This window comes from Streptococcus sp. CCH5-D3 (assembly GCF_001556435.1).
Classification (GTDB): Bacteria; Bacillota; Bacilli; order Lactobacillales; family Streptococcaceae; genus Streptococcus.
Map to the genome: position 1 here is coordinate 100,519 of NZ_LSIW01000037.1, position 12,800 is coordinate 113,318.

15 protein-coding genes are annotated in these 12,800 nt (G+C 42.6%); 13 read left to right on the top strand and 2 right to left on the bottom strand.

All coding sequences use genetic code 11. The annotated features are described in order from the left end of the window. The first annotated feature begins 79 nt into the window (after positions 1-79). The 11 genes from hisC to AX662_RS01945 all read left to right on the top strand — a co-directional run bounded on the left by hisC (position 80) and on the right by AX662_RS01945 (position 8,426). Complete coding sequence (gene hisC, locus AX662_RS01895; RefSeq protein ID WP_060971465.1) at positions 80-1,132, top strand: histidinol-phosphate transaminase; 1,053 nt, start codon at positions 80-82, stop codon at positions 1,130-1,132. Further along, on the top strand, positions 1,129-2,109 hold the full coding sequence (locus AX662_RS01900) for an ATP phosphoribosyltransferase regulatory subunit (protein ID WP_060971466.1): 981 nt from the start codon (positions 1,129-1,131) through the stop codon (positions 2,107-2,109). The genes hisC and AX662_RS01900 overlap by 4 nt, the downstream gene beginning before the upstream one ends. Next, positions 2,102-2,752, top strand: coding sequence for an ATP phosphoribosyltransferase (hisG, locus tag AX662_RS01905; RefSeq protein ID WP_002883998.1), 651 nt, complete (start codon positions 2,102-2,104; stop codon positions 2,750-2,752). Before AX662_RS01900 ends, hisG begins: the two co-directional genes overlap by 8 nt. Further along, on the top strand, positions 2,749-4,032 hold the full coding sequence (gene hisD, locus AX662_RS01910) for a histidinol dehydrogenase (RefSeq protein ID WP_004182681.1): 1,284 nt from the start codon (positions 2,749-2,751) through the stop codon (positions 4,030-4,032). The genes hisG and hisD overlap by 4 nt, the downstream gene beginning before the upstream one ends. A gap of 19 nt (positions 4,033-4,051) precedes the next feature. Then, the gene (gene hisB, locus AX662_RS01915; RefSeq protein ID WP_002884025.1) at positions 4,052-4,636 is read left to right on the top strand and encodes an imidazoleglycerol-phosphate dehydratase HisB; all 585 of its coding nucleotides are present in this window, start codon (positions 4,052-4,054) and stop codon (positions 4,634-4,636) included. Continuing rightward, positions 4,633-5,241: an imidazole glycerol phosphate synthase subunit HisH gene (gene hisH / locus AX662_RS01920; protein ID WP_060971467.1), complete on the top strand. Its 609-nt coding sequence runs from the start codon at positions 4,633-4,635 to the stop codon at positions 5,239-5,241. Before hisB ends, hisH begins: the two co-directional genes overlap by 4 nt. A 48-nt stretch (positions 5,242-5,289) precedes the next feature. Then, complete coding sequence (gene hisA, locus AX662_RS01925) at positions 5,290-6,009, top strand: 1-(5-phosphoribosyl)-5-[(5-phosphoribosylamino)methylideneamino]imidazole-4-carboxamide isomerase (protein WP_060971468.1); 720 nt, start codon at positions 5,290-5,292, stop codon at positions 6,007-6,009. Position 6,010: 1 nt separating this feature from the next. After that, the gene (hisF, locus tag AX662_RS01930) at positions 6,011-6,769 is read left to right on the top strand and encodes an imidazole glycerol phosphate synthase subunit HisF (RefSeq protein ID WP_060971469.1); all 759 of its coding nucleotides are present in this window, start codon (positions 6,011-6,013) and stop codon (positions 6,767-6,769) included. Next, a complete protein-coding gene (gene hisI, locus AX662_RS01935) occupies positions 6,766-7,104 on the top strand; it encodes a phosphoribosyl-AMP cyclohydrolase (protein ID WP_060971470.1) in 339 nt (112 codons plus the stop codon). Before hisF ends, hisI begins: the two co-directional genes overlap by 4 nt. 8 nt (positions 7,105-7,112) lie before the next feature. Next, positions 7,113-7,427, top strand: a complete 315-nt coding sequence (gene hisE, locus AX662_RS01940) for a phosphoribosyl-ATP diphosphatase (RefSeq protein ID WP_002884043.1) — start codon at positions 7,113-7,115, stop codon at positions 7,425-7,427. A gap of 207 nt (positions 7,428-7,634) precedes the next feature. Beyond that, positions 7,635-8,426, top strand: coding sequence for a hypothetical protein (locus AX662_RS01945; RefSeq protein WP_229040601.1), 792 nt, complete (start codon positions 7,635-7,637; stop codon positions 8,424-8,426). 137 nt (positions 8,427-8,563) lie between these two features. On the opposite strand, the gene AX662_RS01950 is transcribed toward AX662_RS01945, so the two are convergent. Together AX662_RS01950 and AX662_RS01955 are read right to left on the bottom strand one after the other, a co-directional pair. Beyond that, positions 8,564-9,247: a DUF4956 domain-containing protein gene (locus tag AX662_RS01950; protein ID WP_060971471.1), complete on the bottom strand. Its 684-nt coding sequence runs from the start codon at positions 9,245-9,247 to the stop codon at positions 8,564-8,566. After that, positions 9,240-10,019 carry a polyphosphate polymerase domain-containing protein gene (locus AX662_RS01955; RefSeq protein WP_060971472.1) on the bottom strand — a complete coding sequence of 260 codons (780 nt, stop codon included), beginning with the start codon at positions 10,017-10,019 and terminating at the stop codon, positions 9,240-9,242. The genes AX662_RS01950 and AX662_RS01955 overlap by 8 nt, the downstream gene beginning before the upstream one ends. 380 nt (positions 10,020-10,399) lie before the next feature. On the opposite strand from AX662_RS01955, the gene AX662_RS01960 reads away from it, so the two are divergent. Beyond that, on the top strand, positions 10,400-11,680 hold the full coding sequence (locus tag AX662_RS01960) for a carbohydrate-binding domain-containing protein (protein WP_060971473.1): 1,281 nt from the start codon (positions 10,400-10,402) through the stop codon (positions 11,678-11,680). Between the two features lie 33 nt (positions 11,681-11,713). Further along, entirely contained in the window at positions 11,714-12,736 is a 1,023-nt protein-coding gene (locus tag AX662_RS01965; RefSeq protein WP_060971474.1) for a glycosyltransferase, read from the top strand. Positions 12,737-12,800: the final 64 nt, after the last annotated feature.

Here is a 12,800-nt window from a genome sequence, read left to right on the forward strand (position 1 = left end):
GAGGACGTTTTTTGTTACTCTTTTTTAGAGTGTGTAGCGAGAGGTACACTTGGTTAGAGTTGAACAGAAAGGAAAAACTATGGAAATCAAAGGATTACGAAAGATTGAACCCTATGTGGCGGGTAGTCAGCCCAGTGAGAAAAATATCATTAAGTTGAATACTAATGAAAATGCCTATGGACCAAGTCCAGCAGTCCATCAAGCTTTAGCATCCTTCGATGCCCATCAGTTACGCAAGTATTCGACTTTGGATCAAGCGGCTTTACGTCAGGCTTTGTCTGATCAGTTGGGTGTGCCTGCTGATCAATTGATTATTGGAAATGGATCAGACGATATTTTGTCAATGGCTTTTCTGGCTTTCTTTAACAGTGAGGAAGAAATCTTGTTCCCAGATTTGACTTATGGTTTTTACAAGGTATGGGCAGATTTGTACCGCATCCCATTTAGAGAAGTGCCCTTGAACTCTTCATTTGAGATTGATACTCAAGATTACCTGGTTGAAAATGGTGGGATTGTCCTTACTAATCCAAATGCGCCAACAGGTATTTATAAACCTCTCGATCAAATTGAGGAAATCGTAAAGGCCAATCAGTCAGTAGTTGTGATTATTGATGAAGCCTATATTAACTTTGGTGGGGAGACTGCCTTACCTCTTCTAGAAAAGTATGACAATGTGTTTATCACAAGGACCTTTTCTAAGGACGCCTCACTTGCAGGCTTGCGTGTCGGTTATGGCATCGGAAGTCCAAAGCTAATGGCTGTGATCAATGCCGTCAAGAATTCGGTCAATCCCTATAATGTGGATAGCATTGCAGAAGTCCTAGCGACTGTAGCCGTTAAGTCTTGGGATTATTATGAGGATAGCTGTGCTAAGATTATGGCCACACGTGACTGGTTTAGTAAAGAATTGCAAGCTATTGGTTTTGATGTGCTTCCTTCAAAAACCAATTTTGTTTTGGTCAAACCGCACGGAGTGACAGCAGGGCAATTGTTTGACTATCTCCAAAGTAAGAAAATTTATGTCCGTTATTTTCCAAAAGTGGAGCGTATTTCAGACAGACTACGCATCTCGATTGGAACTCAGGATGAGATGGAGCGCGTACTAATGACAATACAGGAGTTACAAGCATGAAAAAAACGACATTAGCCTTAGGAATGCACGATAAACTTTTCAAACGTGCCCGTACCATGTATCAGATTGAGCATCGTATCTGTGACTTGTTGATGACAAAGGGTTTCCTTCGAATTGAGACACCAACCTTGGAGCATTTCGAAGTCTTTAGCGATCTTGTGGACAATGGTAACTACAATTTCTTTGATAAAAATGGAGATCTTGTTAGTTTACGTCCTGATATTACCAGCCAAATTGGACGCGTGATTGCTTCGACACAAGTTCATACACCGATTAAATTTTCTTATTCTGGAAAAGTCTTTAACTACAATGAGGAGATGCGTGGCCTCTCAAATGAGCATACGCAGGCTGGTATTGAAATTATAGGATTTCCCGTTCACCAGGCCATGGAAGAAGCTGTGATCTCTGCTAAAGAGGCTCTGGATGCTGCCGGTGTCAAAAATTACAAGTTTGAGTTTTCACATGCTCGCCTCTTGCAACTCATTTTTGAAGAATTAGACCTTCCAGCTGTAAAAGAAGCAGAGTTAGCGGCCTATATCCGTGATAAGTCAATCACAGGGCTCAAGGAATTCACCAAAGAAAATCCAAGTCAATATGACAAGGTCTTGGAGCAGTTGCCTTTCCTCTTTGGTGAGACAAAGGCTGTTTTGACCAAGGCTAGACAGTTGACAGACAGTGAAGCCTTTTTGACGGCCTTGGATAGTTTGGAAGTCTTAACCAATCGCCTAGCAGATAGTCTCCCAGAGACGACGCTTGATTTGGCTCAATTGCCAGCAGTGCCTTACTACACAGGCATGATGTTTAAGGTCTTTGGTGATAAGGTGCCAGATGCCTTTGTATCAGGTGGCCGCTACGATAAACTATTTGAACGCTTTGGTGCTACCGAGTTAACAGCTGTTGGTTGGGCGATTGATGTCGATTCGGTCTATCAAGCAGTGCATGATGATGTGGAATTTGGAGGTGACTTGGATGACTAGCAATCAAATCACAATTGCCTTGACCAAGGGACGTATTGAGAAAGATACGGTTAAATTACTAGAGAAAGCTGGCTTTGACATGTCTTTCATGGCTGATAAGGGCCGTAATTTGATTTTCGAAAGTCCTGACAAACGTTTCCGTTTTCTATTGGTCAAGGCTCCAGATGTGACCACCTATGTCCGACATGGTGTCGCAGATATTGGGATTGTCGGGAAGGATGTTTTGGTTGAACATCCGACAGGCTATTTGGAAATGTTAGACCTTAATTTTGGCCTTTGTAAATTCTCCGTAGCATCAACAGAAGACTATAACCCTGATGACCATAAGCGTAAACGTATTGCTACCAAGTATCCAACTATTGCGACGGACTATTTTAATCAAAAAGGTGAGGATGTCGAGATTATTTCGATTCAAGGGAGCGTTGAGATTGCCCCTGTCATTGGTCTAGCAGATGCCATTGTCGATATTGTGGAAACAGGGAATACCCTTGTTGCTAATGGCTTAAAAGTTTATGAAGATATTTGCAGGATTTCAGCACGAATGATTGTTAATAAGGCTTCTTTGAAAAATAACAAGGAAGTTCTACCATTCATTTGTAAGATTGAATCACTTGTAGGGAACGAGGAGGTACCGTTCGAATGAAACGATTAACTGGAACAAATAAAGAAATTGCGGAGCTTCTTTATCAGGAGCAATTGGAACTGTCAAAAGAAAATAGAGACGTTGAAAGCACTGTTCAGGCTATCATTGAGGACGTCAAAAAACGTGGAGACGAGGCCCTTCGTGACTATTCAGCTAAATTTGATAAGGTTGACTTGACTGATTTTGAAGTTGGACAGGACTTAATTGATCAAGCCTTTAAAGAGATTGATCCAGAGGTTTACCAAGCCCTAGTTAATGCCAAAGAAAACATTGAATCTTATCACAAACATCAGTTGGAGACTGGTTTTGAGGACCAACCAAGTGAGGGTGTTATTCGTGGTCAATTGATTCGTCCTATCAATCGTGTGGGTGTTTATGTGCCTGGAGGAACTGCGGCTTATCCGTCATCAGTTCTTATGAATGTTATTCCTGCCAAAATTGCTGGGGTAAAAGAGATTATTATGATTACGCCGCCTCAAGAGCACTTTGTTCCTGCGATTCTGGTAGCCGCAAAATTGGCTGGTGTGGATAGCATTTACCAAGTCGGTGGGGCTCAAGGGGTTGCGGCCTTGGCCTTTGGTACAGAAACAATTCCAAAGGTGGACAAGATTACAGGTCCTGGTAATATTTTCGTGGCGACTGCCAAGAAACAAGTTTACGGTATTGTCGGTATTGATATGATTGCAGGACCATCAGAAATTGGTGTCATTGCTGATAGTAGTGCCAATCCAACATACGTGGCAGCCGACCTCTTGTCTCAAGCAGAGCACGACACACGTGCACGCGCCATTTTGGTCACAGATTCTGAAGCCTTGGCTGATGCGGTTGAAAGTGAGATTGAACGTCAACTCAAGCTTTTGCCACGTGAGGCAATTGCGCGTCCATCTGTCGAAAATAACGGTCGTATTATTATTGCCAATGATACAGATGCCATGTTCGAACTCATGAACTTGGTTGCGCCAGAACATTTGGAAATTGCTATGGACAATGCTTATGATTACTTGGAAAAAGTGGAAAATGCTGGTTCCGTCTTTCTTGGTCACTTTACTAGCGAACCAATTGGTGACTACTATGCAGGTGCCAACCACGTTCTTCCAACGACAGCGACTAGCCGCTTTTCATCAGCTTTAGGCGTGCACGATTTTGTCAAACGTATCCAATATACGCAATATGACAAGGCAGCAGTCAATAAGGCTCAACACGATATTACAACCTTGGCTTATGCGGAAGGCTTGCAGGCCCACGCTAAGGCTATTGAAGTCAGAAACGACAATAATTGAGAGAGTAGAGGAAGAAGTTATGAGACAAGCAGAAATTGAACGTAATACCTTTGAAACCAAAATTAAGTTAAGCCTCAATTTGGATGCTCAAGAACCAGTAGATATTCAAACAGGTGTCGGATTTTTTGACCACATGTTGACCTTGTTTGCCCGTCACGGCCGCATGTCTTTGGTGGTGAAGGCTGATGGCGACCTTTGGGTTGATAGTCACCACACCGTTGAAGATGTCGGTATTGTCCTTGGTCAAGCTCTTAAAGAGGCCTTGGGCGACAAAGCAGGTATCAACCGTTATGGAACGGCTTTTGTGCCTATGGATGAAACCCTTGGAATGGCAAGCTTAGATTTGTCTGGACGTAGCTTCCTGGTCTTTGATGCTAGTTTTGATAATCCCAAATTGGGTAATTTTGACACAGAACTGGTTGAAGAATTTTTCCAAGCCTTGGCCTTTAATGTTCAAATGAATCTCCACCTCAAGATTCTCCACGGAAAAAATAATCACCACAAGTCAGAAAGTCTCTTCAAGGCAACAGGACGTGCCTTGCGTGAAGCCATCACAGTCAATCCTGACATTCACGGCGTAAACTCGACAAAGGGGATGCTATGATTATCGTCATTGATTACGATGCGGGGAATACCGCAAATGTTCTGCGCGCCCTTGAAAAAATCGGGGTGACTGCAGAATTGTCTGCTGACAAAGAAAAAATCCTAGCTGCAGATGGTTTGATTTTACCTGGTGTGGGTGCTTATCCAACAGCCATGGCAGAGTTGGAGCGAAGAGGTTTGGTAGCTGTGATCAAAGAGGCCGTAGCAAAGGGAGTTCCGCTCTTAGGAATTTGCTTGGGCATGCAGATTCTAACAGAGAAAGGACTGGAGCATGATGAAACAGATGGCCTTGGCTTTATTCCTGGTGTTTGCCGAGCCATTCCTGCCAGCAAGGAGCAGCCTGTCCCACATATGGGGTGGAATGATTTGGCTGTTAAGCAAGCCAGCCCTTTGACAGATGGCTTAGCTGGCCAAGCTGTTTACTTCGTTCACAGTTATTTCACAGATGTCCCTAGCCAATACATTGATGTGACTGCAGATTATAGTATTGAGGTGCCAGCCATGATTCATAAAGACAATGTTTATGGTGCTCAATTTCATCCCGAAAAATCAGGTGATATTGGTTTAGGTATTATTGAAAAGTTTGCAGGTTTATGCAAAGCCTAGAAGCTCTTGAGAGCAAAGTTTTTTCACTTAGAAAGGATGGTAGGGGAGATGCAAATTCTACCAGCAATTGATATAAAGGATGGACAGGCTGTTCGTCTCTTCAAAGGAGATTTCAACCAACAAACCGTTGTCAATCCAGATGTTATTGAGCAGGCAAAGACCTTTAAGGATGCTGGCATTCAATTTATTCACGTCGTCGACTTGGACGGTGCCCTTGATGGTCGAGCCACTAACCGTGACTTGATTGCAGAGGTCAAGAAGGTTTCTGGACTTGGCATCGAAGTTGGTGGCGGTATCCGTACCTTGGAGCAGATTCGTGATTATTTGGCAGTTGGCATTGACCGTATCATTATCGGTTCAATGGCCGTTAAGAATCCTGATTTCGTTCGAGCAGCTTTAGAGGAATTTGGTGCCGATAAAATTGTCGTAGGTATTGATGCCAAGGCAGGGTTTGTCGCTACTGAAGGCTGGTTGGAAACCAGCAATGTGGACTATATTACCTTGGCCAAGGAAATGGAAAAGATGGGCGTAACCCTCTTTGTCTATACTGATGTTGATCGAGATGGCACACTGACAGGACCCAATCTTGATCACTACAAACGTTTGGTATCTGAACTCACAACCGCCAAAGTCATCGCTTCCGGTGGGATTGCAGAAGTAGCTGACTTAGATCACCTACAAGAGATTGGTGTGGCAGGAACCATTGTCGGTAAAGCTTACTATAACGGTAATATCACATTAGACCAACTCAAGTCTTTCGGAGGTTAAGATGCTTAAAAAACGTATTATTCCTTGTTTGGATGTCAAGGACGGTCGTGTCGTTAAGGGGGTTAATTTTGTGAATCTGACAGATGTTGGTGATCCTGTTGATTCTGCACGTGCTTACTATGAGGCTGGCTGTGACGAACTTGTTTTCTTGGATATCACAGCGACTTCAGACAATCGTGAAACAACGGTTGACATGGTACGTCGTGTCGCAGACCAAGTTTTTATCCCCTTCACGGTTGGTGGTGGTATTCGTTCAGTTGAAGACATGAACAAGATGCTCAAAGCCGGTGCTGACAAGGTTGCGGTCAATTCCTCAGCCCTTGCCAACCCGCAACTAATCGCTGATTGTGCTCAAAAATTTGGCAACCAGTGTGTAGTGGCTGCGATTGATGCCAAAAAGATGGCTGATGGGAGCTGGCATGTCTTTGTGGCGGGTGGCCGTAAGGATACAGGTAGGGACCTCATCCAATGGGCTCAAGAAGTCGTCGCTTTGGGGGCTGGAGAAATTCTCTTGACCAGTATGGACAAGGACGGCACTAAGTCTGGTTTTGATTTGGAAATGCTTAATCGTGTGGCAGAAGTCGTTGATGTTCCGATCATTGCTTCTGGTGGTGCTGGAAATATTGAGGACATTGTAGAAGTCTTTGAAAAGACAACAGTGACTGGTGCACTGGCAGCCTCTATCTTCCACTTCGGTGAGGTAAATATAGGTGAAACCAAACAAGTCTTGGCAAAAGCAGGAATTGAGGTGAGACGATGACAGAGGTTAAACTTGATTTTGAGAAACAAGGAGGACTGGTTCCGGTTATTGTGACAGACTACAAGACGGGACAGGTGCTCATGTTGGCCTATATGAATGAGGAGTCCTATCAGCTGACCCTTGAGACCAAACAAATGCATTACTGGAGCCGTTCCAGAAATGAGCTTTGGCATAAGGGCGCCACATCTGGTCATTTCCAACATGTCAAAAGCATCAAGACTGACTGTGATCAGGACACCTTGCTTATCGCCGTGGAACAAGAAGTAGCAGCCTGTCATACAGGAGCCTACAGCTGTTTCTTTACGGATATATATGATGACAATCGAGACAGATAGGAGTAGCTATGTTAGAAACACTTTATAAGGAAGCCTTAGATCGTAAAAAGAATCCCAAAGAAGGGTCTTATACCAATTACCTTTTTGACAAGGGGCTGGACAAGATTCTTAAAAAGGTTGGCGAAGAAGCGACAGAAGTTGTGATTGGGGCCAAAAATGCTGATAAAGAAGAAATTGCCAACGAGACAGCAGACGTCCTCTATCACCTAGCAGTCATGCTCGTTGAAACAGGGGTCAGCCCTGAAGACGTTGAAGCCGTACTTAAAGCTCGTCAAGGCAAGCAAAGCAATGTCCATGACCGAAAAGAAGTAACGGATTATTGAGGATTATCTCAACCGATTTGAACCAAGATGAAAAGTCTGAAGTGATGCTTCGGGCTTTTTTGCTAGAGGAATTTTAATCATTTTGTTCCTATAACTACCATGGGAAAGCGCTTTAAAATGCTATAATAAAAGTGAAGAAAACTTGTTTATTTTGAAAGATTCGGTGTGCTTGTTTTTACAAATGATTGAGGAAAGGAAGGATGTCTTATGAAGAAACTAACTCCTTATATCATAACTCTTCCTCGTTTAGTTATTGTCCTTCTCTGTTCTAGTCTTTTAGTTGGTTGTACAGTTATACTTCCAAATTCTTACTCAAAAGCCAAGGAAAAAACGCAAAAAATCTTGGCTCATAATGGTTTTAAGGGGAAGGTCCAAGTTAAGAATATCAAAAAGGTAATTCTAGATAGTGCAGGCATTTATGTCGATTATATCTATTCAGAAGAAACCTACGATAATCAAACCATATCATTAGATTCACAAATTACTTTTAACCTGGACTGGACAATTGATCGTGAGGAATATGAGACTCCTGGCCTTTACTCGCAAACCTATTTACAACAAAAATCTGTAAAAAAAGAAGAGCAAAAACTCTTCAAGGAACTTAAAAAGCAATCTTTAGACCTTGATATTGAAGAATTCTCCTTCAGTGATAATACTTTGATAGATCAAGAAGCTAATAATCGTAAAGCTCATTTAGCTGAAGAAAACCGTAAAAATGGGAAGAATGATTTTTATGGGTATTATCAAATTCCCTACCAAACAATGATTGATGAACACCTTGTCACTATGAGAATAGAATTAGGCGATACAGAAAATACTAGTAAGAACGATTTAAAAGAGGCAGCGAATAAACTAGATGCTAGCAAACTACCAGACGGAGAGTACGAATTTTATTATTTCTCAACTGATGAAGATAGTAGTGATTATAACAAGGACAAGTACATCCACCACACTTTTAACGTACAAGATGGTAAGGTTATCCCATATGAATATGATTAGCAGATATTTTACTTTCTGCCGATAATCTAGTATGTCATACTAGGGTATTAGAAGTGAGGGTTATAGCTAAGTGAAAATGTTAACCTCAAAAACATGCAAAAACATCTCCAAAAACTAGTTGGAGATGTCTTTTTGTCTTACAAATTCTTTTTCTTTTTAGCTTTTTTGGTTAGGGCAAGGTCACAATTTTCAATGCTTGAGATCAGGTGATTCGTCAATTGGAAGTCGTCCACTTGAGGATTCAAGTCCACTTCGTAGACTAGTTGCATGGTCTCACCTCCACCTGTGGTGTTAAGGGAGATTAGGTCACATTCGCTAGTGAAATTGAGTAAGGCTTTAGTGATTTTTTGATCAATCAAGTCCTGATGGGAGACATTAATGGTCAGGAGCCTACGACGTTGGTTGTCGGTACGACTTTGACGATTTTCCAAAAGGAGCCAAACTGCCAACAGAAAGGCGGTGAAGAGGACGGCTAGTAAGAGATAGCCTGTCCCAGATGCCAGACCAATAATCATGGCCATAAAGACGGCGATTAGTTCTCTGGAACCACTGGTAGCCGAACGAAAACGAATGAGACTAAAGGTCCCCGCCACGGCGATAGAGGTCCCCAAACTACCATTGACAAGGAAGATAACTAGGGTCATCAAACATGGAAGTAGGGTTAAACTGATGGCAAATTCTCTGGTGTAAAGGGTCCGGTATTTGTAAGTCCAGGTTAGGGCCAAGCCTAAAACGAGGCTGACCAGTAAGGCCAGCATGAGTTGAAGGGGACTTGCAGTTGCGGTTGCATCATTAAAGATAGAATTGAAGAGATTAGACATAGGCAGCACCTCCTTTTTCTTGAACTGGATGTGGCCCGTAATCTAGACCTTGAGACTTATGATAGGCACAGCTGTATTTTGAGAATTTCTGCTCTTTCAAACCATGTTTGTCTAAGATAGATTGAAGCCAGTCTGGCTTTTGGCCAGGTGACTTGATTTCCATGATAATCGTATCTTCATCAAGAAGGGGAAACCCATGATTTCCCTTAAAGAGACTGACGTCTTCATCACGGTAAGTCAAATTTTGGTCAAGGGTAACACGAACTTTATTGTATGCATAGCCTTGGATAGTCTCTTTTTCTTTCATTGAGAAGCGGTCGTAGTAGATATACATGCGAGGTTTGAGGCCTCCATCATAGCGCTGGCGTAACTGATGGATATCTTGCAAGAGCTGACGATCAGTGATTTGACCATCATTCTTACCGTCTGTCATCAAGTTAGTGATGGCAAGGGGAGTTGAAACGAGGCGAAACTTATGGCCGATTCCCTCCTCATCTTTGGCTTTGACCTCTAGAAAAACCTTACTATCAATTTTGGGATTGGCTAGGTAGGTACGCATGCGGATTTTCTCTTGACGGTGATTACCATCTAAGGCATCTTGGATGACGTCAAAATTATCCGTATCAAAGTAAATATTTGAAATGGTAGATGTCGGATAATCATCCTCTACCAAATACTCCTTAAGATCAGTGAGCAGGTCCTCGAGATTATCCTTTGAGACCACATATTTCGTTTCAATACGTTTAAAACGTGTTTCCAATTGTTTAACCATGAAAAAACTCCTTTTATAGATAAGATACAAAGCCGTAAAACAACTCTCAGGAAAATAGGGGGACCAGTCGCAGGAGTTTATCTCCAAACAGGGCCCATCTTTTCCCCCGAGTTGTAGGCGAGTTCAATTAGATAAGATACAAAGCCATCACTTTCAGATTTGGCTTTTATTTTTATAGTAGGAAATTAAGTTGAGGGCAAATGTACTATTTTATATAGCACTTACTTGCTCGCCTATTAGTCTATGGAACTTTTCTGAAAGAAGTCCTAAGTCAAACTTTCACCAAACTTAACTTAAGAAAAGTTTTAGTTAACCTTCAGAAATGTTTTAGGGAAGTCCCGTAAACTGTAATCATCAAAACGAACCCGAGAGGAAAACATATGAAATCAAAAAAACTAAAAAAATGGACGACTTTATTAACCTGTGCGACAGCCCTAACAGTCATGACAGCTTGTAGCCAATCAAACAGTCAAGCAACTGGAACAACGTCAAGCATGACATCAAAAACAAGTGCTGTAACCGCAACAACTAGTAAGAAAACGGCTAATAATAACAGCAACTATTTCACCTCGAAAGACTCAGACACATCTTATGATGAAAGTTCAGCCTCTAAGATTAAGTTATCAGGCTCATCTGCGGATGTTTCAGGTGATGGCGTAACGGTATCAGATTCAACCGTAACCATCTCCAAAGCTGGGACTTACGTCATTTCTGGAAAATCAGATGGTGTGCAAATCAAGGTGGACGCTGGTGATTCAGACGATGTCCATATTGTTCTAGATGGTGCTACCATGACAAATACAAATGCACCAATCAACGCTACAAAAGCCGGGCATGTCTACCTAACGCTTAAAGATGGAACCACTAGCACCCTCTCTGATTCAAGTTCTAATAGTGATGAAGATGTGGATGCCGTGATTTTCTCTAAGGGAGATTTGACCATTAATGGGTCAGGTACTCTAAACATTGATGCCAAGAAAAACAATGGTATTAAAGCAAACGACAGTCTTCATATAACAGGCGGTACTTACAAGATTACTTCAGTCGGTGATGCCTTCAATGTCAATGATGAACTTAATATCACAGGAACAACCATGACCATTGAAGCGGAAGAAGATGGCGTTAAGGTCGACAATGATGACGACACATCGGTAGGGACCATGTATCTGTCTGATAATACCATGACTATCAAGGCCGGTGATGACGGTATTCATGCCTCTGGTGACCTGATTATTGATAGTGGTACTTACAAGGTTGAAAAATCAACTGAAGGTATCGAAGGTAAATCTGTGACTATAAATGGTGGAAATATCGATGTCTATGCAACGGATGATGGTGTTAATGCCGCCAATGCTAATGCCAGTCAAAGTGAAATTGTCTTCAAAATGACCGGTGGAACCCTAAATGTCGAGGTTGGCCAGGGCGATACCGACCCAATCGATTCTAACGGCGATATTATTGTATCGGGTGGAACAATCAATTTGACTGGTCAGTCTGGTTTTGACTTCGATGGTTCAGCGACCTATACCGGTGGTGACATTACTATCAATGGTGAGAAACAAACTAAGATTGAAAACTCAATGCCTGGCGGCGGTGGCCCTCAAGGTGATGGTGGTCCCCAAGGTGGTGGGCAACCAGGTGGCTTTGGCGGAGGTCACTAAAGAGTCATAGGATGAAACAGAAAGGAAGTGCCTATGTATATTATTATTCCAGCTTATGAACCAGATATACGACTGATCCAGGTGGTTCAAGATATTACCATAAAACTCCCAACAGCCCGTATTATTGTCGTTAATGATGGAAGTGGCCCAGACTATGGCGACTATTATGACGAAACAGCCCTCTTCGGGGCAACCGTCCTAAGTCATCCGGTCAATAAGGGTAAAGGAGCAGCTCTCAAGACTGCTTTCGCTTATATTCAAGAAGAAGTGGTTAGCCAACATCAATCAGCTCAGCCTATAGTCACGGTCGACAGTGATGGTCAACATCTAATTAAGGATATTGTCCGTGTGGCCGAGGCAACCGAGAATAATCCAAGCCATCTTATCTTAGGTGCGCGTGCCTTTGTTGGTAAGGTACCAGCACGTAGTCGCATCGGCAACAAGGTGACTGCAGGGCTCTTCCATCTGATAACTGGTCAGAAGGTAACAGATACTCAGACAGGACTTCGAGGTATGTCAACCGACCTGATTCCATGGCTTCTTAACCTGGACGGCAATCGATTCGAGTACGAGTTTAATATGCTACTTGAAGCCAAAAAGTCAGGCTACCAAATCTCTGAAGTTCCTATCGAAACCGTTTATCTGGAGGAAAATAAAAGTTCGCACTTTCGGCCCGTTCGTGATTCCATCCGTATTTACAGCCCTTTTTTAAAGTTCTCTGGCACGGCCGTTTTGGCCTCAGTCATTGATGCAACAGCCTTATTCGTGCTCTTTGCCTTGACGAAAAATCTGCTCCTTTCGGTCGTGCTAGCTCGTGTGATTTCGGCTTCCAGCCAGTGTCTACTGAACGCTAATGTGGTCTTTAATCCGACAAGCTCCCTCTTTAGGTCGAGTGTTCGCTACTTTATGTTGGTCCTAGTCCTCCTGGCCTGTAATTATTTTTTACTTAGTAGTCTAGTTGCTATTGGTTTAGGCCTGGTTCTGGCAAAATTGGTTACAGAAACCTTGCTCTTTTTAGTCAGCTATAGGGTCCAACATAACGTCGTTTTTGCTTAATAGCTGACTTGAAAATCGCTAACTGATTGAATAGAGATAGCTTATTTACCTCCCGATTACTTCT